The sequence below is a fragment of the Ancylobacter sp. G4_0304 genome (genome assembly GCF_047501495.1).
In the GTDB taxonomy this organism is placed as follows: Bacteria; Pseudomonadota; Alphaproteobacteria; order Rhizobiales; family Xanthobacteraceae; genus Ancylobacter.
The window spans coordinates 1-21,894 of the sequence record NZ_JAZDRM010000006.1; the positions used below are offsets into that span (position 1 = coordinate 1).

At 67.4% G+C, this 21,894-nt stretch carries 21 protein-coding genes and 1 pseudogene; 14 read left to right on the forward strand and 8 right to left on the reverse strand.

The window, feature by feature from the left end:
- On the reverse strand, positions 1-975 hold a 975-nt coding region (gene xylB, locus VRZ77_RS04780), incomplete at its 3' end, for a xylulokinase (protein ID WP_414591523.1).
- Between the two features lie 47 nt (positions 976-1,022).
- Positions 1,023-2,060, reverse strand: coding sequence for a LacI family DNA-binding transcriptional regulator (locus VRZ77_RS04785; protein ID WP_414591524.1), 1,038 nt, complete (start codon positions 2,058-2,060; stop codon positions 1,023-1,025).
- A gap of 295 nt (positions 2,061-2,355) precedes the next feature.
- On the opposite strand from VRZ77_RS04785, the gene xylF reads away from it, so the two are divergent.
- The 7 genes from xylF to VRZ77_RS04820 all read left to right on the forward strand — a co-directional run bounded on the left by xylF (position 2,356) and on the right by VRZ77_RS04820 (position 8,795).
- Positions 2,356-3,384 carry a D-xylose ABC transporter substrate-binding protein gene (gene xylF, locus VRZ77_RS04790; protein WP_414591660.1) on the forward strand — a complete coding sequence of 343 codons (1,029 nt, stop codon included), beginning with the start codon at positions 2,356-2,358 and terminating at the stop codon, positions 3,382-3,384.
- A gap of 175 nt (positions 3,385-3,559) precedes the next feature.
- A complete protein-coding gene (locus VRZ77_RS04795) occupies positions 3,560-4,876 on the forward strand; it encodes a sugar ABC transporter permease (protein ID WP_414591525.1) in 1,317 nt (438 codons plus the stop codon).
- A gap of 14 nt (positions 4,877-4,890) precedes the next feature.
- Positions 4,891-5,670, forward strand: coding sequence for an ATP-binding cassette domain-containing protein (locus tag VRZ77_RS04800; RefSeq protein ID WP_414591526.1), 780 nt, complete (start codon positions 4,891-4,893; stop codon positions 5,668-5,670).
- 166 nt (positions 5,671-5,836) lie between these two features.
- The gene (locus VRZ77_RS04805; protein ID WP_414591527.1) at positions 5,837-6,223 is read left to right on the forward strand and encodes a hypothetical protein; all 387 of its coding nucleotides are present in this window, start codon (positions 5,837-5,839) and stop codon (positions 6,221-6,223) included.
- Positions 6,224-6,302: 79 nt separating this feature from the next.
- Positions 6,303-6,863 (forward strand): copper chaperone PCu(A)C, encoded by a 561-nt coding sequence (locus tag VRZ77_RS04810; RefSeq protein ID WP_414591528.1) that lies wholly within the window; start codon positions 6,303-6,305, stop codon positions 6,861-6,863.
- A 97-nt stretch (positions 6,864-6,960) separates the two neighbouring features.
- Positions 6,961-8,319, forward strand: a complete 1,359-nt coding sequence (locus VRZ77_RS04815; RefSeq protein WP_414591529.1) for a PepSY-associated TM helix domain-containing protein — start codon at positions 6,961-6,963, stop codon at positions 8,317-8,319.
- 53 nt (positions 8,320-8,372) lie between these two features.
- On the forward strand, positions 8,373-8,795 hold the full coding sequence (locus VRZ77_RS04820; RefSeq protein ID WP_414591530.1) for a winged helix-turn-helix domain-containing protein: 423 nt from the start codon (positions 8,373-8,375) through the stop codon (positions 8,793-8,795).
- Here VRZ77_RS04820 and modC read toward each other — a convergent pair.
- From modC to modA, 3 genes are all read right to left on the reverse strand, one after another.
- Entirely contained in the window at positions 8,773-9,882 is a 1,110-nt protein-coding gene (gene modC, locus VRZ77_RS04825; RefSeq protein ID WP_414591531.1) for a molybdenum ABC transporter ATP-binding protein, read from the reverse strand. The genes VRZ77_RS04820 and modC overlap by 23 nt on opposite strands.
- A 10-nt stretch (positions 9,883-9,892) precedes the next feature.
- The gene (modB, locus tag VRZ77_RS04830; protein ID WP_414591661.1) at positions 9,893-10,597 is read right to left on the reverse strand and encodes a molybdate ABC transporter permease subunit; all 705 of its coding nucleotides are present in this window, start codon (positions 10,595-10,597) and stop codon (positions 9,893-9,895) included.
- A gap of 84 nt (positions 10,598-10,681) precedes the next feature.
- A complete protein-coding gene (gene modA, locus VRZ77_RS04835; protein ID WP_414591532.1) occupies positions 10,682-11,464 on the reverse strand; it encodes a molybdate ABC transporter substrate-binding protein in 783 nt (260 codons plus the stop codon).
- A 192-nt stretch (positions 11,465-11,656) separates the two neighbouring features.
- On the opposite strand from modA, the gene VRZ77_RS04840 reads away from it, so the two are divergent.
- Positions 11,657-12,151, forward strand: coding sequence for a BA14K family protein (locus tag VRZ77_RS04840; protein ID WP_414591533.1), 495 nt, complete (start codon positions 11,657-11,659; stop codon positions 12,149-12,151).
- Positions 12,152-12,234: 83 nt separating this feature from the next.
- Here VRZ77_RS04840 and VRZ77_RS04845 read toward each other — a convergent pair whose 3' ends face one another.
- Positions 12,235-13,218: a zinc-dependent alcohol dehydrogenase family protein gene (locus VRZ77_RS04845; protein ID WP_414591534.1), complete on the reverse strand. Its 984-nt coding sequence runs from the start codon at positions 13,216-13,218 to the stop codon at positions 12,235-12,237.
- 411 nt (positions 13,219-13,629) lie between these two features.
- Between VRZ77_RS04845 and VRZ77_RS04850 the strand changes: the two genes are divergently transcribed.
- The 3 genes from VRZ77_RS04850 (at position 13,630) to VRZ77_RS04860 (ending at position 17,581) form a co-directional block, all read left to right on the forward strand.
- Positions 13,630-15,510 carry a hypothetical protein gene (locus tag VRZ77_RS04850; protein ID WP_414591535.1) on the forward strand — a complete coding sequence of 627 codons (1,881 nt, stop codon included), beginning with the start codon at positions 13,630-13,632 and terminating at the stop codon, positions 15,508-15,510.
- Positions 15,504-16,316 (forward strand): hypothetical protein, encoded by an 813-nt coding sequence (locus tag VRZ77_RS04855; RefSeq protein ID WP_414591536.1) that lies wholly within the window; start codon positions 15,504-15,506, stop codon positions 16,314-16,316. The genes VRZ77_RS04850 and VRZ77_RS04855 overlap by 7 nt, the downstream gene beginning before the upstream one ends.
- A 239-nt stretch (positions 16,317-16,555) precedes the next feature.
- Positions 16,556-17,581: an aldo/keto reductase gene (locus tag VRZ77_RS04860; RefSeq protein ID WP_414591537.1), complete on the forward strand. Its 1,026-nt coding sequence runs from the start codon at positions 16,556-16,558 to the stop codon at positions 17,579-17,581.
- A 187-nt stretch (positions 17,582-17,768) separates the two neighbouring features.
- Here the strand turns inward: VRZ77_RS04860 and VRZ77_RS04865 are convergent.
- Positions 17,769-17,903 (reverse strand): annotated as a pseudogene (locus tag VRZ77_RS04865) (IS3 family transposase); the annotation flags it as partial.
- An 83-nt stretch (positions 17,904-17,986) separates the two neighbouring features.
- A complete protein-coding gene (locus VRZ77_RS04870) occupies positions 17,987-18,910 on the reverse strand; it encodes a LysR family transcriptional regulator (protein WP_414591538.1) in 924 nt (307 codons plus the stop codon).
- 142 nt (positions 18,911-19,052) lie between these two features.
- Here VRZ77_RS04870 and VRZ77_RS04875 point away from each other — a divergent pair, with 142 nt between their 5' ends.
- The 3 genes from VRZ77_RS04875 (at position 19,053) to VRZ77_RS04885 (ending at position 21,763) form a co-directional block, all read left to right on the forward strand.
- A complete protein-coding gene (locus VRZ77_RS04875) occupies positions 19,053-19,517 on the forward strand; it encodes a GAF domain-containing protein (RefSeq protein WP_414591539.1) in 465 nt (154 codons plus the stop codon).
- Positions 19,518-19,677: 160 nt separating this feature from the next.
- Positions 19,678-20,640: a Bug family tripartite tricarboxylate transporter substrate binding protein gene (locus VRZ77_RS04880; RefSeq protein ID WP_414591540.1), complete on the forward strand. Its 963-nt coding sequence runs from the start codon at positions 19,678-19,680 to the stop codon at positions 20,638-20,640.
- Positions 20,641-20,710: 70 nt separating this feature from the next.
- Entirely contained in the window at positions 20,711-21,763 is a 1,053-nt protein-coding gene (locus VRZ77_RS04885) for a tartrate dehydrogenase (RefSeq protein ID WP_414591541.1), read from the forward strand.
- Positions 21,764-21,894 lie beyond the last annotated feature (131 nt).

Below are 21,894 nucleotides of genomic sequence, written 5' to 3' on the forward strand. Positions count from 1 at the left end.
GGCGTCGGGAGCTGCGCCGAGGGGGGCGAGAAGCTCTGCCGGCGTCGACTTGCTGGCCCTGGCCCACCAGCCGAGCGCCGAGGCGGCGGAGAGGATGACGCCCATCTGGTGCCAGGTCGCGGGCACGGCATGGCAGAAGGCGTGGACGCTGGATTGCGGGTTGGGCGCGAAGCGGTCGGTGGTCGCCCACAGCACGCCCGACGTGCCCAGCGAGACGAACGCGTCGCCGGGATGGATCGCGCCGAGGCCGACCGCACCGGCGGCGTTGTCGCCCGCTCCGCCCGCCACCACCGGCGGCGTCGCCATGCCCCAGCGCGCGGCCAGTTCCGGCTTGAGCCGGCCGGCAACCGCATTGCCTTCGACGAGGCGGGGCATGTTGGAGCGGGAAAGATAGGTCGCTTCCAGCGCGGCATCCGACCAGTCGCGCTTGGCGACATCGAGCCAGAGCGTGCCGGAAGCGTCCGACATCTCCTCGACTTTCTCGCCCGTCAGGCGGAAGCCGATATAGGCCTTGGGCAGCATCACGGTCCGGGTCGCGGCGAAGATTTCCGGCTCGTGGCGGCGCACCCACAACAGTTTCGGCGCAGTGAAACCGGGGAAGGCGAGGTTGCCGGCGACGGCGTGAAGCTGCGGGAAGCGCTGCTCCAGCTCCACGCATTCGGCAGCGGAGCGGCCATCGTTCCACAGGATGGCCGGCCGCAGCACCTTGTCGCTCGCGTCCATCAGCACCGCGCCGTGCATCTGCCCGGACAGCGCGATGCCGCGCACGGCTTCGAGCGCGGCGGGCTGCTGGGCCTTGAGCGCGTCGATGCTGGCAAGAGTCGCTTGCCACCATTCCTCCGGGTCCTGCTCGGAAAAGCCGGGCGCCGGGCGCGAAATGTCCAGCGAAGTCTCGGCGCTGGCCAGTACGTTCTGCTCGTCGTCGACCAGCACCGCCTTGACGGCGGAGGTCCCCATATCGAGGCCGAGATACATGCCTCACATCCCTTGAAGCGGTCGAAAACGGAAGATTGCGGCGAAGGTCACGGCAGGTTGTCCCGCACGAAGATGTCGATGCGGATGCGCTCCTGCTCGCTGAACAAGGGCTCGCCGGCGCAATGGGCCAGCAGCACGCGGGCCGCCGAGCGCGACTGGTGGCCGGCATCCTGGTTGATCACCGCATCCATCACCCCGCGCAGCAGGAAGCGGCGGGTGTCCTCGGTGAGGTCGTGGCCGATGAACAGCGTCTCGCTGGCGCGGTTGGCCACCGTCAACGCAGCCGCGACGCCGCGATTGCCGGCGCCGACATTGTAGAGGCCGACGAGGTCTGGCGCCTCGCGCAGCATGGTCCGGGTGATCGCCTCGGTGCGCTCGTCCTCGTCGAGGCTTTCCTGAACCGGCAGCACCTTGAGCGCGGGATATTCGCCGGCCAGCACCTGGGTGAAGCCGAACTGGCGCTCGGCATGGTCGCGCAGCGCCGGCGTGCCGACGATGAGCCCGACCGTGCCGCGCCGCCCGCCGGCGAATCGGCCGAGAAGCGTGGCGGCGGTGCGGCCGGCGGCAATATTGTCGATGCCGACATAATGCAGCCGGTGTGAGGACGGCACGTCGGAGACCAGCGTCACCACGGCGATGCCCGAAGCGCTGAGATCGTCGATGGCCGCGCGCACCCGCGGATGGTCCAGCGCTACCAGGGCCACGCCGTCATAATGACCGATCAGCCCCTCCAACGCGCTCGCCAGCGTCTCCGGCGCGAACACGTCGACATGGAGCGTGTCGATATAAGCGTTGTTGGCGGCGAGCCAGTTCGCGGTGTTCGCCACCTGTTCGGCGAGCATGCGCATGAACACGTTGGGGCCTGCCGGCAGCACGAAGCAGAAGCGATAATGCGCCCCCCGCGCCAGACGGGCGGCGGCGACGTTCGGCCGGTAGCCGAGGCGCGCGATCGCCTCGCGCACCCGCTCGGCCGTCGGCCCGCGCACGCCGGCGCGGCCGTTCAGCACGCGGTCGGCGGTGGCGAGCGACACGCCCGCTTCTCGGGCGACATCCTGGAGCGTGATGCGGGAAAGGGGTCTGGACATGCGTGGCAGGATGCCTTCAATCTTTGAGGTGCGCAACTCATTGTGCTGAGGGTGCACCTAGACAAATTGGTAGCAGCCATGCTTCAAACACTTTGCTAGGGTGCCGCGAACGGTTGGCAAGCGGTGAGAATAGCGGTTTGTGTGATCGAGTGTTGCAAGACACGCATGACGCGTTTGGAACAATTTGAGGTTCGAACGTCAAAAATAACGTCCGGGTACGCTGCGTTTCGCGCATCGAATCCCGGGTCGCCCTCGATATCGGCACCCTATGGGAGGTAGAATCATGAAGTTCAAGATGACAGTGGCCCTTGCTGCGCTCGCCACGGTGGCGACGGTAGGGCTGGCCCGCGCCGCCGAGCCGGTGGTGGGCGTGAGCTGGTCGAATTTCCAGGAAGAGCGCTGGAAGACCGACGAAGCCGCGATCAAGAAGGCGCTCGCTGCCGCCGGCGCCAAGTACATCTCGGCCGACGCCCAGTCCTCCGCCGCCAAGCAGCTCTCCGATGTGGAGGCGCTGATCGCGCAGGGCGCCACCGCGCTCATCATCCTTGCGCAGGATTCGGACGCCATCGCGCCCGCCATTGCCAAGGCCGAGAGCGAAGGCATTCCGGTGGTCGGCTATGACCGCCTGATCGAGAATCCCTATGCGTATTACGTGACCTTCGACAACAAGGAAGTCGGCCGCCTCCAGGCCGCCGAGGTCCTGAAGCTGAAGCCGAAGGGCAATTACGTGTTCATCAAGGGCTCGGCCTCCGACCCCAATGCCGACTTCCTGTTCTCGGGCCAGATGGAAGTGCTGAAGCCCGCCATGGACAAGGGCGACATCAAGAATGTCGGCGAGGCCTATACCGACAGCTGGCTGCCGGCCAATGCCCAGCGCAACATGGAGCAGTTCCTGACCGCCGCGAACAACAAGGTCGACGCGGTCGTGGCCTCCAATGACGGCACCGCCGGCGGCGCCATCGCCGCGCTGGCGGCGCAGGGCCTTGCAGGTTCGGTCCCGGTGTCCGGCCAGGATGCCGACTTCGCCGCGCTGAACCGCATCGCGCTCGGCACCCAGACCGTCTCGGTGTGGAAGGATTCCCGCGAACTCGGCGCCAAGGCGGCGGAGATTGCGCTGGAGCTCGCCAAGGGCACCGATGCCAAGGCGGTTCCCGGCACCACCACCTTCACCGGCGGCCCGAAGGGGCAGGCGATGAACTCCACCTTCCTCAAGCCGCTGCCGATCACCAAGGACAATCTCGGCGTGATCATCGAGGCCGGCTGGGTGCCCAAGGCCACGGTCTGCCAGGGCGTGAAGCCCGGCACGGTCAAGGCCTGCGACTGATCCAATTCATGCCAATGCGGCGGCGGGACCTCCCCGCCGCCGCAGCCGGGCCTTCCGGTCGGCGGAGCGCCGATCGGCCGGAACGGTCCTTCGAACCAACAAATTGAGCTGACCGCGTGGCGGGGCATCCGGTTCCGGCCGGATCCGGCTCATGACGGGCATCAGGAGAACGCTCATGAGCGACACCACCACCACGGCCGTGCCCCCGGCCCGGCCGGCATCGGCTCCCCCTGCGGCGCCGACCTCGTTTCTGGGCGCGCTTGAGATCGACGTCCGCTTTCTGGGCATGGTCGGCGCGCTCGCCGTCATCTGGATCGTGTTCGATTTCCTCGCCGACGGCACCTTCCTGACCCCGCGCAATCTCTGGAACCTTTCGGTCCAGACCTCGTCCATCGCGGTCATGTCCACCGGCATGGTTCTGGTCATCGTGATGCGCCACATCGACCTGTCGGTCGGCTCGATCCTCGGCGTCACCGGCATGATCATGGCGGTGTTCCAGGTCAACCAGCTGTTGCCAACCTTCGGCTTCAACCACCCAGCGGTGATCGTGCTCACCCTCGCGGCCGGCATCCTCGCTGGCGCCGCGATCGGCGCTCTGCAAGGCTTCGTGATCGCCTATCTCGGCGTGCCGGCCTTCATCGTCACGCTGGGCGGCCTCTTGGTGTGGCGCGGCGCCGCCTGGGCGATGGCCGAGGGCAAGACCATTCCGCTGGTCGACGACAATTTCAAGCTGCTGGGTGGCGGTGCCAATGGTTCGATCGGCGCCACCTGGAGCTGGATCGTGTGCGCGATCGCCTGCCTCGCGATTTTCGCAGCGACCGTGCAGGCGCGCCGCCAGCGCCAGCGCTTCCGCTTTCCGCTGAAGCCGCTCTGGGCGGAAGCCTTCACCGTTGCCGCCGGCTGCCTCGCGGTGGTCGCCGCGACGCTGGTGGTGAACGCCTACACGCTGCCCGCCGCGCTGGCCCGGCGCTATGCCGAGGCTGCGGGCATCGAGGTGCCGCCGGAGGGGCTCGCGATCAGCTTCGGCTTCGCGGTGCCGGTGCTGGTGGCGCTGGCGGTCGGCATCGCCATGACCTTCCTGACCACCCGCACCCGCTTCGGCCGCTATGTCTTCGCCATCGGCGGCAACCCGGAGGCGGCTGAGCTCGCCGGCATCAACACCAAGCGCGTCACCCTTCTGGTGTTCGCGCTGATGGGCGGGCTGGCCGCCGTCGGCGCCGCGATCTCCACCGCCCGCCTCAACTCCGCGACCAATGCGCAGGGCACGCTCGACGAGCTCTACGTTATCGCGGCGGCGGTGATCGGCGGCACCTCGCTTGCGGGTGGCGCGGGCACCGTGGCGGGCGCGATGCTCGGCGCGCTGGTGATGCAGAGCCTGCAGTCCGGCATGGTGCTGATGCGGGTCGATACGCCCTACCAGAATATCGTGGTCGGCATCGTGCTGGTGTTCGCGGTGTGGATCGACACCATGTACCGCAAGCGGTTCAAGTGAGGGGAGACAGGCTCATGGCACACGCATCCACTCCCCTCGTCGACATGCGCGACATCTCGATCTCCTTCGGCGGCATCCGCGCCGTGGACGGGGTGAATGTCGACCTCTATCCCGGTGAGGTCGTCGGCCTGCTCGGCCATAACGGCGCGGGCAAGTCGACGCTGATCAAGATCCTCTCCGGCGCCTATCGCCCGGATGGCGGCGAAATCCGCATCGCCGGGGAAAAGGCCGACATCGGTAATCCGCGCGACGCCAAGCGCTACGGCATCGAGACTATCTACCAGACGCTAGCGCTGGCCGATAATGTCGACGCCGCCGCCAACCTGTTCCTCGGCCGCGAACTGAGGACCCCCTGGGGCACGCTCGACGACGTGGCGATGGAGGCGGCGACCCGCGAAGTGATGGGCCGGCTGAACCCGAATTTCCGCAAGTTCAAGGAGCCGGTGCGCGGCCTCTCCGGTGGTCAGCGCCAGTCGGTGGCGATCGCCCGGGCCATCCACTTCAACGCGAAGATCCTGATCATGGACGAGCCGACCGCCGCGCTCGGCCCGCAGGAGACCGCGCAGGTGGCAGAGCTGATCAAGCAACTCAAGGCCGAGGGCATCGGCATCTTCCTCATCAGCCACGATATCCACGACGTGTTCGACCTCGCGGACCGGGTGAGCGTGATGAAGAACGGCAAGCTGGTCGGCACCGCCAAGACCACGGACGTCACCAAGGACGAGGTGCTGGGCATGATCATCATGGGCAAGAGCCCGCCCGGCGCGATTGCCGGCCCCGGCGCCGCGCACTGATCGGATTCACCTGATCGCCTCAGAGGCGGAGGGTGAGGCAGAGGGGGGCGCCCCGCACGGCGCCCCCCTTCTTTTTCCGCGGGGCCACGGTCCGCAGCGGCGGCATGCCGCTGTTTTCTGCCTCCCTGACGCGTGCTAGCTTGTGGCCGAGGGGAACCGCACGACAATGACCGCCGCCCACGCAAGCCTGCGCCGACTGACGATGGCTCTCGCCGTCGCCTATCTGCTCGTGCTTCAGGCGCTGCTCGGCGGCCTTGCTACTGGCGCCCATGCCGCCGCCGGCCTGTCGCCGGAGGCGGCGCCGGCGATCTGTCTCGGCATGGCGCGGGGCGATGCGCCCGCCGGTCCGGCAGATCCCGCGCACCATACCCCCGATTGCTGCACCGTCGGCTGCCAGAATGCGGGGATCGCCGCGCTGCCGCCGCCGGCTGCGGCCGGCCTGCTCGCCCCGCTCGCGCTTGCCGGCGCGGCCATGACCGTCTCCCCGGCTGCCGAGGTGCTGCCGGGCGCTGAGCGGCTTTCCCATCCTCCCCGTGCGCCTCCCGCCGCCTGACGCCTGATCCTTCACCGTCAGTCGATGACCGCCGGCGCAGAGCGCGCGACGCCCGCCGGCACACCGGGAGTGCCTCCACATGGTCCGCTACACCTTCACGCGCGTGCTGCGTCACGCCGAGGAGCGCTTCGGCGCCGCCATCTTCGCCGCCGCCCTCATCCTGTTCGCCGCCCAGCCGGTGTTCGCCCATGGCTTCAAGGTCGGCGAACTGGAGATCGGCCATCCCTGGGCGCGCATGACCCCTGCCGGCGCCACGGTCGGCGGCGGTTATCTCAGCGTGCACAATGAGGGCAAGGAGGCCGACACGCTGGTCGCCGCCACCTCGGAGGTCGCCGAACGCGTCGAAATTCATGAGATGAGCGTCAGCGATGGCGTGATGAAGATGCGCATGCTGCCCGAGGGCGTGACGATCCCGGCCGGGGCGGAGGTCGCGCTCGCGCCCGGCGGCTATCATCTCATGATGATGGGCCTCAAGCAGCCGCTCAAGGAAGGTGAGAGCTTCAAGGGCACGCTCACATTCGCCAAGGCCGGCACGGTGAACGTCGAGTTCAAGGTCGAGAGCATGGCCGGGCCCAAGGGCGGCAAGACGCCTGCCGCGGAGGATCATTCCGCCCATCACGGCACGCCGCCGGCGAACTGAGCCGCCTTCCTTCCCGCGTCAGGGCCAGCCGGCCGGCATGACGCCGGCCCGGCGCCGTCCGCGCTTCCCCCTGTCCTATTTTTCCGGAGCGATTCCGATGAACGCTACCTCTTTGCCCACCGCTGACGCTACGCGCTCGGCCGACCTCTACCGCGCCGTCTGGCGCTGGCACTTCTACGCCGGGCTGCTGGTGCTGCCCTTCATGATCCTGCTGGCGGTGACCGGCGGGCTCTACCTGTTCCGCGACGAGCTGGACGGGCTGTGGCATCGCGACCTCAAGCAGGTCGTGGTGCGCGACGCGCCTCGGCAGGCCCCCAGCGAATGGGTCGCCGCTGCGCTCACAGCCCGGCCCGGCACGGTGCTTAAGTTCATCTCCCCGGCCACGGCGAATGCGTCTGCGGAGGTGGTGGTGAAAACCAGCGACGGCGCGCGCCGCTCGGTCTATGTCGACCCCTATGACGGGCGGGTGCTCGGAGAATTGGCGGATCGCGGCACGGTGATGTGGCTGGTGCGCCGTCTGCACAGCCTCGCAGAATTCGGCACGTTTCCCAACGCGCTCATCGAGATCGTCGGCGGCTGGTCGATCCTGCTTGTGGGCACCGGCTTCTATCTATGGTGGCCGCGCCGGCAGTCCGGCGGTGTCGTCACCGTGCGCGGTACGCCGGCGAAGCGTGTGTTCTGGCGCGACCTGCACGCGGTGACCGGCGCCTTTGCCGGAATTGCCATCGGCTTCATGGCGCTGTCGGGCATGCCGTGGTCGCTGGTCTGGGGCGACAAGGTCAACGAGATCGCCAATAGCTCCAATTACGGCTACCCGGCCGGCGTCTATACCGCCGTGCCGATGTCGGACGAGCACCTCGCGCATGCCAACGGCCCGACCGCCTGGTCGCTGGAACAGGCGAAGATGCCGGAATCGACCCCGGCCCCAGTGACGCCCATCGGCATCGACGAGGCGGCGGCGATCATCGAGCGGCTTGGCGTCGCGCCCGGCTATACGCTGAGCCTGCCCTCGGGGTCGACCGGCGTCTATTCGGCGACCGTCTACCCGGACGATCTGTCGAAGCAGCGCGTCGTTCATCTCGACCAGTATAGCGGCGCGCCGCTGATCGACATGAGCTATGCCGATTACGGTCCGGCCGCCAAGGCGATGGAGTGGGGCATCAATGTGCATATGGGGCAGGAATTCGGGCTGGCGAACCAGCTCTTCATGCTGGCCCTGTGCCTTGCCATCCTGCTGATGTCGGTCTCCGCCGGAGTGATGTGGTGGAAGCGCCGCCCTGCCGGCTCGCTCGGCATTCCCCCCGCGCCGCAGGACCGCTCGGTGATGCGCGGTCTGGTGGCGATCATGGCGGTGGTCGGCCTGATCTTCCCGCTGGTCGGTGCCTCGCTGCTGGTGATGCTGGCGCTCGACTTCCTGTTCGCGCGGACGCGACGGGCGGTCACCCACCACGCCTGAGACTTTCGGAGCGGCGTCTCTTCCCCTAACTTGGCTGCGGGGGAAGAGGCGCCATGACCCAATCGAGTGAGCCGGATGCCGAGGGTGAGCGGCACCGCGACGGGCTTTTCATCCGTGTCTATTTCGGCGACGGGCGCCATATCGGCCCGGGCATGATCGAGCTTCTGGAAACCATCCGGGTCGAGCGCTCCATTCTCTCGGCGGCGCGGCGCATGGGTATGAGCTATCGCCGCGCCTGGCTATTGGTGGACGAGCTCGACCGCGCCTTCACCGAGCGCGTGGTGCGCACCTATCCCGGACGGCGCGGCCACGGCACCGATCTCACCGAGTTCGGCGAGAGGCTGATCACGCTCTATCGCGAGATCGAGCGCGCCAGTACCGAGGCCAGCGCCGGGCCGGTCGCTGAGCTGCGCGCGAAGCTGGCGCCAGACTGGGGCGTAGCGCCCCCCGCGCTCAAGGCCGGCGAGCCGCGCTGAAATCCGGGCTGCGGCTGTCCACCGCTACGCTCTTGATCATCGCCCAGACCGCCATGCCGGGACTGAGGCCAAGCCGCTGCACGCTTTCGCGCGTAATGGTCGCGGCGAGCGCGCTGCCGCCGAGATCGAGCGCGACATCGGCATACGGTCCCTCCTGGAGCCGGATGTCGGTGATCCTCGCCGGCAGCAGGTTGGAGACCGAGGTGTCGTCCGGCCGGGCGAGCGCCAAAGCGACGTCGCGGGAGCGCACCCGCGCCCGCACCCGCGCGCCGACGGAAATCTCGACCCGCGGCACCCGCAACTGCCCGCCGGGAAAGGCGAGGGTGGAGAGCGCGTAGGCGTCATCATGGCGCTCGACCACGCATTCCAGCAGGCTGCCGGTGTCGAAGCGCCCGATCACGGGCAGCACTTCCGGCCGGGACATCACCTCACCCACCGGGCCGGCGGCGATCTGCCGGCCGTCGTGCAGGGCGACCACCATGTCGGAGAGCCGCAGCACCTCGTCCACCGAATGGCTGACATAGAGGATGGGCAGCGCCATCTCGTCGCGCAGGCGTTCGAGATAGGGCAGGATTTCCTGCTTGCGCGCCTCATCGAGTGCCGCCAGCGGCTCGTCCATCAGCAGCAGGCGGGGCTGGGACAGCAGCGCCCGGCCGATCGCCACGCGCTGGCGCTCGCCGCCGGACAGGGTGTGCGGGCGGCGGGCCAGAAGGTGCGGGATGCCCAGCAACTCCACCACCGGCGCGAAGCCGATGCGCTTGTCAGTGGCGCGGCTGCGGCGCTCGCCATAGCGCAGGTTGCGCTCCACCGACAGATGCGGGAACAGCCGCGCATCCTGGAACACATAGCCGGCGCGGCGTTGCTCGATCCTGAGGTCGATGTCGCGCGCGGCGTCGAAATAGGTCTCGCCATCGACGACGATGCGCCCGCGATCGGGCCGCACCACGCCTGCGATGGCCTGGATGATCGTGGTCTTGCCGGCGCCCGAGCGGCCGAACAGTGCGGTGACGCCGGCTGCTGGCGCCGCGAAGCGGGCTTCGAGCGAAAAGCCGTCGGGGCGGGCGAGCGCGATGTCGATCTCGATCATGGCGCCGTCCTCACCGGCCCATCATGGCGCGGATGCGCCGGTCGACCAGGCTCGCCAGCAGCAGCGAGGCCAGCGCCAGCACCACGGAGACCACCACGAGGCGGGCGGCCATGGCGTCGCCGTCTGGCATGTGGGTGGCGCTGTAGATGGCGAGCGGGATGGTGCGGGTCTGGCCCTCGACATTGGAGACGAAGGTGATGGTGGCGCCGAACTCGCCAAGCGCCGAGGCAACCGCCATCAGCGCGCCGGAGAGGATGCCGGGCAGCATCAGCGGCAGCGTGATGGAGAAGAACACATCGAGCCGGCTGGCGCCGAGCGTGCGCGCGGCGGTCTCCAGGCCTTGGTCGACCGCTTCCAGCGACAGGCGGATCGCGTTCACCGTCAGCGGGAAGCTGACCACGGCGGCGGCAACCGTGGCGCCGGCGGTGGTGAAGATCAGCCTGATGCCGAACCAGGCGTCGAGATACTGGCCGATGGAACCGCGCGCGCCGAGCGTCAGTAGCAGGAGATAGCCGACCACCACTTTGGGCAGTACCAGCGGCAGGTAGATCAGGCCGTCGAACAGCCCGCGTCCGGGAAAGCGGGTGCGGGCGAGCAGCCACGCCGCGCCGATGGCGACCGGCAGGCTCCAGAACGTCGCCCAGAACGCGACCTTCAGGCTGAGATGGACCGCCGTCCACTCTTCGGGGGTGAGCCAGTAGCCGGAGCTGAACAGCGGGTCGATCCTTCGCGGCGGCGTTGAGCGGGGGCCGCCCGGCCGGGTTGGCGCAGGCGGACGGCGTTTGTCGTCAGGTGGCTATCACTTCACCACGAAGCCGTATTGGGCGTACACCTTCCTGGCGTCCGGGCCGACGAGATAGTCGAAGAACGCCCGGGTCTCGTCATTGTCCTGGCCCTTCACGATCTCGAACGGGTACTCCACCGGCGGGTGGCTGTCGGCCGGGAAGGTGGCGACGATCTTCACATTCTTGGCGATGGCGGCGTCGGTGGAATAGACGATGCCGGCGGTGGCCTCGCCACGCTCCACCAGCGCGAGCGCCGCGCGCACGCTCTCGGCGCCGACGATGCGATCCTTCACCTTGTCCCACTGGCCGAGGCTGGTCAGCGCGGTCTTGGCATAGACGCCGATCGGCACGCTGTCGGTGAGGCCGGTGGCGATCTTGCCGTCGGCGCCGAGGAAGGCGAGCCAGTCGAAGGACGTGTCGAGGGTTACGTCTCTCGCCTTGTCCGCCGGCATGATCAACACCAGCGAATTGCCGATCGGGGTCACGCGGGTGGCCTTCAGGGTCAGGTCCTTGCCCTCGGTGTAGTCCATCCACTTGGTATCGGCCGAAGCGAAGATGGCGGCCGGCGCGCCGGCCTCCAACTGCTTGGCCAGCGCCGAAGAGGCGGCGAAGGAGAAGCTCACATCCTTCCCGGTCTGCGCCTTGTAGAGCTTGCCGATGTCCTGAAACGCGTTGGTCAGGCTGGCGGCGGCGAAGATGGTGGTCTGGCCCTGTGCCGGCGCGGGGGCCGCGTGGGCCAGCAGCCCGGCCACCACGGCGAAGGCGGCCGCGCAGAACGATCTGGAAATGAACGACATGGCGAGGCTCCGATGATCATGTATTTCTCCATATACATGATTGAGCGGCCAATGCCAGAGCCTCGGGAGGCGCCGCGTGGCGGATTTTGTGGGTCAATCTTCCTTGAGGATGAACGAGCATTCATTCAGCCAGCGTTCATTTCAAGGAACCTAACGTGGGTTTATCGATTGTAGATCCAGAGGAGACTCAGGATGAAAAAGTTTAGTGTTGCCGCTCTCGCTGTCGTGACTGCTGTCTCGTCCATGGCCGTTCCGGCTGTCGCCGCGCCTTTCGGCCCTCATCAACTTGCGGCGCCGCCGTCCAATGTTGAGGTGGTGCGCCACGGGGGCTATCATGGCCCGCGCCCCGGACCCGGTTATGGTGGGCCTGGCTATCGCGGCCCTGGGTATCGTGGCCCCGGCCCGGCCTATTACAACCGTGGCGGCCGCTACTATTATAACGGGCACCGCGGCTACAATTATTACCGGCCCGGCTATCGTCAGTATAATGGCTGGTGGTTCCCGGCGGCGGCGTTCGCGACCGGCGCGATCATCGGCGGTGCCATCGCCAACCAGTCGGCGCCGGCCTATTCCGGCGGAGGCGGGCATGTGGCCTGGTGCCAGAGCCAGTACCGTTCCTACCGGGTCTCCGACAACACCTTCCAGCCCTATAACGGCCCGCGCCAGCAGTGCGTCTCGCCCTATTGAGGCCTGACGTCCGTATGAACTGATGAATGCCGTCCCGGCCGCATCGCCGGGGCGGCATTTTCGTTTGAGACGGTATGCGCCGGCTATGGCACCAGCACCGCCGCGCCGTCGAACCGGCCGTGCCGCAGATCGTCCAGCGCGCGGTTGGCCTCGTGCAGCGGGTAGGCCGTGGTTCGGGTCGCGATGCCGATGCGCGGGGCGAGGTCGAGAAAGTCGAGGCCGTCCTGCCGCGTCAGATTGGCGACCGAGAGCACCTGCCGTTCCTCCCAGAGCAGGGCGTAGGGAAAGCTCGGAATGTCGCTCATATGGATGCCGGCGCACACTACGCGCCCGCCCTTGCGCACCGCCTTCAGCGCCGCCGGCACCAGCGCGCCCACCGGCGCGAACAGGATGGCGGCGTCGAGCGGCTCGGGCGGTCTCTCATCCGAACCGCCGGCCCAGACCGCGCCGAGCGAGCGGGCGAAATCCTGGCTGGCGGTATCGCCCGTCTGGGTGAAGGCGAATACCTCGCGCCCCTGCCAGCGCGCCACCTGCGCGATGATATGGGCCGCCGCGCCGAAGCCATAGAGCCCAAGCCGGCGCGCCTCGCCCGCCATCACCAGCGAGCGCCAGCCGATCAGCCCGGCGCAGAGCAGCGGCGCCAGCGCGACATCCTCCCCCGCCTCACCAAGCGGAAAGGCGAAGCGTGCATCCGCGATCACGGCCGTCGCATAGCCGCCGTCCCGGGTGTAGCCGGTGAATTCCGGAGCGTCGCAGAGGTTCTCATGGGCGTCGCGGCAGTAGGGGCAGGTGCCGCAGCTATGGCCCAGCCACGGCACGCCGACGCGCTCGCCGAGATTGAGGCCGGTGACATCCGGGCCGATGGCATCGATGCGGCCGATGATTTCGTGGCCGGGAATGATCGGCACGCGCGGATGGGGGAGTTCGCCGTCCACGACATGCAGATCGGTGCGGCACACACCGCAGGCCGTGACCTTCAGCCTGATCTGGCCGGGGCCGGGCGTGCGGTCGGGCAACTCAGTCCAAACCAGCTTCTCTCCGATGGCGTTAAGGACCATGGCGTGCATGGGCGCTCTCCGGAACAGGGCACGACGGCGCGGGTGGCCACCATCATGCCCGATGCCAGCGACGCGCGACATCCCATTCGCCGAAGCGCTGCCTGAATCGGCAGAAGCGCGCCGCGCTGTCGTCGATCGTGTTTGCGCCTTCCATTCCGCGCCACGTACTGGGGATATTGTGAGTTCCGCAGGATTGTCAGGGTAGCTGACCTTTCATCGGATGCAGCGACAAGACGTCTATTCAGGGCATCGTCGGTTCGTTACGAAAATTTCCGTCGAATACTTGAAGCAATACCTCGGGCGCTGCGAAAACGCGGGTCTCCCATCCGCGGAGACCGTCGGGACTGCCCATGTCGAAGTGTCATATCTGCTATGCTCGCGGGATAAGGTGATTCGAGTCTGTGGGCAGGGCAGTGGGACATGGCCGAAACGACCGTTGACGCGGGCCGCGCGACGCCGGCCTTCTCGAGCCGCAAAGCGTGGCGCCCGCCTGCGTTCGCGAGCCTCGGCGCGGTGTCCGCGGCGGCCCTCTCGCTCGCGGCGCTGATGCCGCTGCCGGCGCGGGCGGCCGATGTAGCCTGTGATCTTACCGCCACCTCTCTGAGCTGCGCAGGCGCGGCGACCGGCGCGGATGCGACGGCGGTCGGCGACGATTCTGAGGCAACGCAGGATGGCGGGACGGCGGTCGGGCAGGGTTCCAAAGTATTCGGCGTGAATGGCAGCGCTTTCGGCCAGCTCTCAGTGGCCAATGGCGTATCCTCCACGGCGGTCGGCCAGAACAGCGCGGCCAATGGCGCCTCCTCGACGGCGGTCGGGCGCAACGCCGCCGCCAACGCTGCCCAGACTACGGTGATGGGCGCGGACGCGGCGGCCAATGCGGTGGCCGCCACTGCCATCGGCCAGGGCGCCAATGCCAATGGGCGCAGCGCCACCGCTATCGGTCAGGGCGCCAACGCCAATCTCGATTTCGCGACGGCCGTCGGCGCCGGCTCCGCCGCGCAGGGCGTGAACGCTTCCGCTTTCGGCAATGGCGCGCAGGCGAACGCCAGCGCCAGCACCGCGCTCGGCCAGGGCGCCGGCGCCACGGCCGCGCAGGCCACCGCCGTCGGACAGGGGGCGGTGGCCAATGGCGTCGGTTCGACCGCGCTCGGCCAGGAGGCGATCGCCAACGCCGACAGCTCAACCGCGCTCGGCCAGAACGCCACCGCCAATGCCGAGGGCGCGACCGCGGTCGGGCGCATCGCCGCCGCCAATGCCGCGAACTCGACGGCGCTGGGCTGGAACGCCTCGGCGAACGGGGTCGGCGCCACGGCCTTGGGGCAAGGCTCCATCGCCGCCTTCCAGGGCTCGACCGCGGTCGGGCAGGGTGCCAATTCCTCGGCTGTCGACGCGACCGCGCTCGGCAATGGCGCGACCGCCGCCTCGCAGGCCTCGACCGCGCTCGGCAGCGGCGCCACCGCCGATGCCGTCAATGCGACGGCGGTCGGCTGGGGCGCCTCGGCCAACGGCGCCGGCGCCACCGCGCTGGGGCAGGGTGCGGCCGCCGCCTTCCAGGGAGCGACCGCGATCGGGCAGGGCGCGAGTTCCGGCGCCGCCAATGCCACTGCCCTCGGCAACGCTTCGGCGGCCGGGTTCGAGGGCGCGACCGCGCTCGGCAGTGGCGCTATCGCCAACGCCACCAGCACGACGGCGGTCGGTTGGGGCGCCTCGGCGAGCGGCTCGGGCGCCTCCGCCTTGGGGCAGGGTGCCGTGGCGTCGGCACCGGGTGCGGCGGCTTTCGGCCAGGGCGCGACCGCCTCTGCCACCAGCGCCACCGCCGTCGGCACCGGCGCCAATGCCGCGTTCACCAACTCCTTCGCGCTGGGCAGCGGCGCCACCACCACCCGTGCCAATCAGGTCGCGATCGGCACCGCGGCCAATACTTATTCCATGCCGGGCCTCACCTCCTCGACCAGCCGGTCGGCGCAGTCCGGCCCGGTGCAGATTGTCACCACCGATACATCGGGCAACCTCGCCTCGGCGCCGGTGAGCCAGCTGGTCAATCTCGATTCGGTCTATCGCGAGATCGACCGCGTGCAGGAAGGCGTTGCCATGGCGATCGCGATGGACACGCCGAACCTGCCCTATGGCAAGGACGTCGCGGTCAGCGCGCAGTGGGGTACGTTCGGCGGGCAGAATGCGATGGCGTTCTCCGGCATCGCACGGATCTGGGACGACAGCCTGTTCCTCACCGGCGGCATCGGCGTCGGCTTTAATGAAGGCACGGTCGGCGGCAAGGCCGGCGTGATGATGGCATGGTGACGCTGCGCCCCGCCGCGCTGGTGCTCGCCGCCGCGTTTGGCGTTGCGCTTGGCCTGCCGGCGGTGACCAGCCAGCCGACCGGCTTCGTCAGCTCGGCGCAGCAGGAGGCGCAAGAGGCCCGGCCCGCCAGCACACCGGCGAACGCGGCGCCCGCCGGCGGGACTTCGCCGACAGTGCCGGCCTCGACGGCGCAGGGCGTGCTTCAGGTGCCGCCTCCCGCCGTGCTGCTGGCTCTGCTGCGCGGCACGCTCGCCGCCGTGAATCAGGCAAACGTGACCGGCAATTACTCGGTGCTGCGCGATCTCGGCGCGCCGGCATTCCGCGAGAACTACAATGCCGCCGAGCTCGCCGACCGGTTCCGGCCCTGGCGCGAGAACGCGCTTGATTTCGCCGCGATCCTGCTGCTCGACGCCAAGCTGTCGCGCGCCCCATCGATCGACAAGGACGGCGTGCTGCGGCTTGCCGGCTATTTCCCGACCGCGCCGCTGCGCATCGGGTTCGATCTCGGTTTCCAGGCGATCGGCGGAAATTGGCGGCTGTCGACCATTGCGGTCGATGCACGACCGCAGGAGGCGAGCGACGCCCCGGCCGCCAAGGCTCCAGCGGCATCGCCCGCGACTGCCCGCGCCCCGGTCGCGAAGCAGGCGCCCGCCGCTCCGAAACAGATGGCGCGCGAGACGCCGGCGCGCCCGCCTGCGCCCGCGACCACGCAGGGCCGCAACGATCCGGCCGAGATCGTCCCGCCCTTCAGCGCCACGGCCTCCCGGCCTGCGATCCGCCCCGCGCCTTTCGCGATGGGCCCTTGAGGTCGGGGCTCGGCGGGAGGCTGCCGTCATCACGGCGACAAAGGATCCCGGCGGCGAGAGCGGTACGCGTCGGGGCGTTGAGCCCGGAAGACGCGCGTGAAGCTGAGCCTCGGCTTCTGAAGCGAGCCGTTGATGCGCAAGTCGGGCGTGTTCCTCGACCATAATTCCGGCTTGGAAATTAACCGTCGCGCCGGCATTGTCGAGCGTGACACCCTTAGCCCCCTCACGCCGGAAATATGATGTCCCTCCAGATCCCGGCCCGCCGACTCGGCCGCAGCGGCCTTGTCGTCTCCCGCCTTGTGCTCGGCACGATGAATTTCGGCAGCCGGACCAGTGAAGCCGACGCGCTCGCCATCATCGCCGCCGCGGCCGAGGCGGGCGTCAATTTCATCGACACCGCCGATACCTATTCGGAGGGTCGTTCGGAACAGATCGTCGGCACCGCGCTCGCCGGCAATCGCGATAGTTGGGTGCTGGCCACCAAGCTCGCCAATCGCAACGGCCCGGGACACAATGATCGCGGCCTGTCGCGCAAATGGGTGCTGCATGAGGCGCATAAGAGCCTGAAGCGGTTGAAGACCGACTATATCGACATCCTCTACCTGCACGTTGAGGACCCCGACACCCCGCTCGAAGAGACGGTGCGCGCGCTCGCCCAGCTTCAGCGCGACGGGGCAATCCGCTATTTCGGCATCTCCAATCACAGCGCCTGGCGCATGGCCACGCTGTGCGCGCTCTGCGACGAGGAGGGCATCGACCGCCCGGTGGTCGCCCAGCCGCTTTATCACGCGCTCGACCGTACGGCGGAGACCGAGTTGCTGCCGGCCTGCGATTATCTGGGCGTCGGCGTCGCGGTGTACAGCCCGACGGCGCGCGGCATCCTTTCCGGCAAGTACAGCCTCGACGGCCCGCCCCCTGCCGACAGCCGCGTCGCGGTCGGCGACCGCCGGATTCTGGAATCCGCCTATCGCCCAGAGGCGGTTCAGGCCGCGGCGCGGATCGCGGCCTATGCCGCCTCGCTCGGCATCGAGCCGACAGCCTTCGCCATTTCATGGGTGCTGGCGAACCGGAACGTGACCGCCGCCATCGTCGGCCCGCGCACCATGGAGCAGTGGGACAGCTATCTGAAGGCGGTCGATGTCGCCTGGTCCAGCGCACATGAGGCGGCCGTGGACCAGATCGTCCCGCGCGGCGCCGCGGCCGTGGCCTATGCGGTCGATCCGAAATATCCGGTGATGGGGCGGAAGGTGGGGGAGTGCGGCTGACAGGCCTCTCGTTCACATATGCGGCGATCAGCGGCGCGCCCAAACCAGCCGTGATGTTCGCGACGGTGCGCATTCCGTCAGGAACTCGCTTACACGTCGCATGTTCGCGCACCGTCCAAGATGCGTCGTCTCTTGTAGTCGAGCTTCCACCGGGCCAGCGCGGCTCTGTCCCGGACAAGCTGGGTAACAGCGGCTTGTGGTTGACCTCGAAGCCTTCGCGCCGGAGCAGCACATGCAGACGCCTGTAACCGAACCGCCGTCGCTCCCGGGCGATGGCCTTCACGCGCTCGCGAAGCGAGGCGTCATTCCCGCGCGTGGCTCTCTATCTCACGGTTAATGGGCCAGAACGAACTTCAAGCTGGATTAGACATCAGGGCAACGTCACCTGGTATCAGGTCGGCCTAATCATCCCTCACCGGCAAACTCCTCGCCCGCCTTCGCAAAATGTTGTTTGATCAGGGTCTGGAAGCCACGCGCGGCGGATGACAGCGGTCGGCCTCGCAGGCGCATGATCGCGAGAATGCCGCCTACTCCCGCAGGCTCCACCGGGAGGGACTGTAGCATTTCGTCGTCTGGAAGAGAGGTGCTTGCCAGAATGGTGACGCCGACGCCGGCTCGGACGAACTGGGCGACGGCGCTGTAAGTATTCACCGTGATCGTATAGTTCAGACGGAAGCCCGCACTCGCCGCTGCGCCATCGAAGATGCGTCTCAAATTCGAGGAGGGCGGCATGGAGACAAGCGGCTCGTCCCTCAGGTCCGTAAGGGTCACCTTCTCGAATGTCGAGAAACGGTGTCCCCGTGCGAATACGACATGGAAATGTGTAGGGCACAGTTTGTCGACGAAAAGATCGTCATAGGGCTCGCTCAGGGTGCCGATGCCGAAATCGACCTGGCCCGAGCGGATCATTCCCATGGTATTGCTCTGAATACCTTCTAGTACCTGGATGATCACGTTCGGATTGGCGCGCTTGTATTCGATGATCATGTTGGCGAGCATGTTGGTCGCGAACGACATCGGGCACGCAATCGACAGGTGACCGCGCGTCTGGTCGCGCAACTCGCGCAGCGCCTCCGAGCTGAGTTCGAGGTCGTGAAGGATGCGCTCTGCCAGCGGCACGAACTCCGCCCCCGCATTGGTGAGCGTCACCTGCCGCGTCGTGCGGTCGAATAAAGCGATGCCCAATTCTTCTTCTGCCGACCGGATCATCCGTGAAAGGCCAGGCTGGGAGAGCTGCATTTCCGACGCCGCGGCGATAAAGCTGGAATACTTTGCTACTGCCGCGACTGCCTTGAGTTGGCGGACCGATAGATTGGGGATCTCCGACATGAAAACAGCCCGGTTCGAGTCTGGATCGTCGAGAGATATATGCGAATTTCGCATCAGTAAACGGCATCAGAAATTATTTGATAATAAAAGCGAGCCCTCATTAGTATCGCTCATGACGCATCGGTGACGTCAGGGAGGGAAGATGACGAACTCGCAGGAAGTCGCCTCACGGTTGGACGCGGTTCTCTCAACGCTGCTTGATGCCACGAACGCGAGCCGAACCACTCTTCGCGTCGACGTCCCGGCGCTGGGGTTCATCGTGAACGATCCCGCTGGCGAGGCAAAACGCGCGGAAGTGAAGTCGCTGCGCGGTGAGACCGGCCTAAACCAGCGTGCCCTCGAGACGGTGAAGTGGCTTGAGCGCGAACGTCGCCCGCTCGTCCAGGACGATCTGCTCACCGCCGAGGTCCCGGCGCCTGCCGCGCTGATCGAGATCTATGGCGTGCACGCGCAGATGCTCGGTCCGCTCATCGTCGATGGCGCCCTTCAGGGCTGGGTGTCAGTGCATGAATGCGGGGCCTCCCGCAACTGGAGCGCGGCCGATACCGCAGCTCTCGATGCGGCCGTGGACAGCGTCCGCTCCATTCTCGCCGATACCGCACGTTGATCGGCCCATTCTCCGCGCATGCCGCTTCTAGCGGCGCCGGCGCACGAAACAGGAAGGACATCGTTTAGCAGCACGACATCGTTGCCGGAATGCAGGTGCCGCAGAGCACCGCGACGGCGTCAGACGATCCTGAACAACAATCCATCCAGAGGACGACAACATGCGGAAAATCCTGAGCGCGGTGGGCGCAGCGCTACTCCTATGCGCGGCGCCATCCTATGCTGCCGACTATCCCTCCGAGCCGATCAAGCTCGTCGTGCCCTTTGCTCCCGGTGGCAGCGTCGACACGGTTGCGCGCATTATCGGCCAGGAACTCACGAAGGAACTCGGCCAGTCCATCGTGGTAGAGAACCGCGCGGGCGCGGGTGGCAATATCGGCTTCGAGACCGTCGCCAAAGCCAAGCCCGACGGCTACACGCTGTTGATGGCCTCCTCGCCGTTGGCGGTGAACATCAGCCTCTACAAAGCCCTCGGCTATGACCCCAAGACCAGTTTTGCCCCGATCTCGCTCGTCGCGCTGCAGCCTAACGTGCTGGTGGTGAACCCCGAACTGCCGGTGAAGACCGTCGCCGAACTGATTGCCTACGCGAAGGCCAATCCCGGCAAGCTCAACTTCGGATCCTCGGGGCTCGGCGCCTCGCAGCATCTGTCGGGTGAGCTTTTCAAGCGTCGTGCCGGCGTCGAGATGGTGCACGTTCCCTATCGCGGCGGCGGGCCGGCCATGACGGATCTCGTCGCCGGTCGGATCCAGCTGATGTTCGAGACGATTCCGAGCGCGACGCCTTACATCACCTCCGGCCAGCTTCGTCCGCTCGCCGTCACCGTCGAAAAGCGCTCGGTGCAGCTTCCTAGTGTTCCCACGATGGAGGAAGCCGGCGTGGCGGATTTCGTGTCGCGCGGCTGGCTCGGCATGGTCGCTCCCGCCGGAACGCCCCAGCCGATCCTCGACAAGCTCAACGCCGCCGTGGTGAAGGCTCTGGCTGAACCTGCCGTCTTGAAGCGCTTGACCGAGCTTGGTCTGGTGGTCGAGGGCTCGAGCCCGGCCGAGTTCAGCACCTTCCTCGATACGGAAATCACCAGCTTCCGCACCCTAATTACCGAAGCCAACATCACGCTGAACTGACGGATGCATAACCGTGGCGGCCGTAACCCCCGTCCGGCCGCCACGGGATTTCTCCAAAAGGGCTCGCATCATGAAGACCTATAGCATTGCCACCATTCCCGGCGATGGAATCGGCCACGAGGTCATGCCCGAAGGCATGCGCGTCCTTGAGGCCGCCGCCCGCCGATTCGGTTTCGGACTCGAGTGGGACGAGAAGGACTGGTCGTGCGAGCGCTATCATCGCACCGGCGCGATGATGCCCGAGGACGGGCTCCAGCAGATCGCCGGCCATGACGCGATCTATCTCGGCGCCGTCGGATATCCCGGCGTGCCCGATCACGTCTCGCTCTGGGGCCTTCTGATCCCGATCCGCCGCGAATTCGACCAGTACGCCAATGTGCGACCCGTCCGCCTGATGCCCGGCGTGCGTTCGCCGCTCGCCGATCGCGGGCCGGCCGATATCGACATGCTGATCATCCGCGAGAATACGGAGGGTGAGTATTCCTCCGTCGGCGGGCGCGAGAATGTCGGCACGCCGGAAGAGCGCGTGGTCCAGCACAGCATATTCACCCGTAAGGGTGTGGACCGCATCCAGCGCTATGCTTTTGAAGCGGCAATAAAGCGGCGCAAGAGCCTCACCTCCGCCACCAAGTCCAACGGCATTGCGATCACCATGCCCTATTGGGACGAGTGCTTCGCGCAGATGGCGACGAACTACCCGGCGGTGACCACAGCGCAGTTCCACATCGACATTCTGGTCGCGCATTTCGTGCGTAACCCACAATGGTTCGACGTGGTGGTCGCGTCGAACCTGTTCGGCGACATCCTCTCCGATCTCGGCCCGGCCTGCGCGGGCACCATCGCGATCGCGCCCTCGGCCAACATCAACCCCGAGCGGGTGCATCCCTCCATGTTCGAGCCCGTCCACGGCTCCGCGCCGGACATTTTCGGGCGCAACATCTCGAACCCGATCGGGCAGGTGTGGTCGGGCGCGATGATGCTGGAGCATCTCGGTCAGCCCGAAGCCGCCGCCGCCATCGTCTCCGCCATCGAAAAGGTCCTGTCCGCCGGGCCGCACACGCCGGATCTCGGCGGCACAGCCTCGACGCAGGAGATGGGCGCGGCCATCGCGGCCGCCATCTGAACGAACGCGTCCACGGGCCGCGGCGGGCGCGCCGAAGTGACGGCCGTCGGGCCAAGCTCTCTCTCGCCTATGCGAAAAACTCATTGACCAGCGAGTATCCGCCAAAATCCGCAAGAGCTTCCCACCTTCGA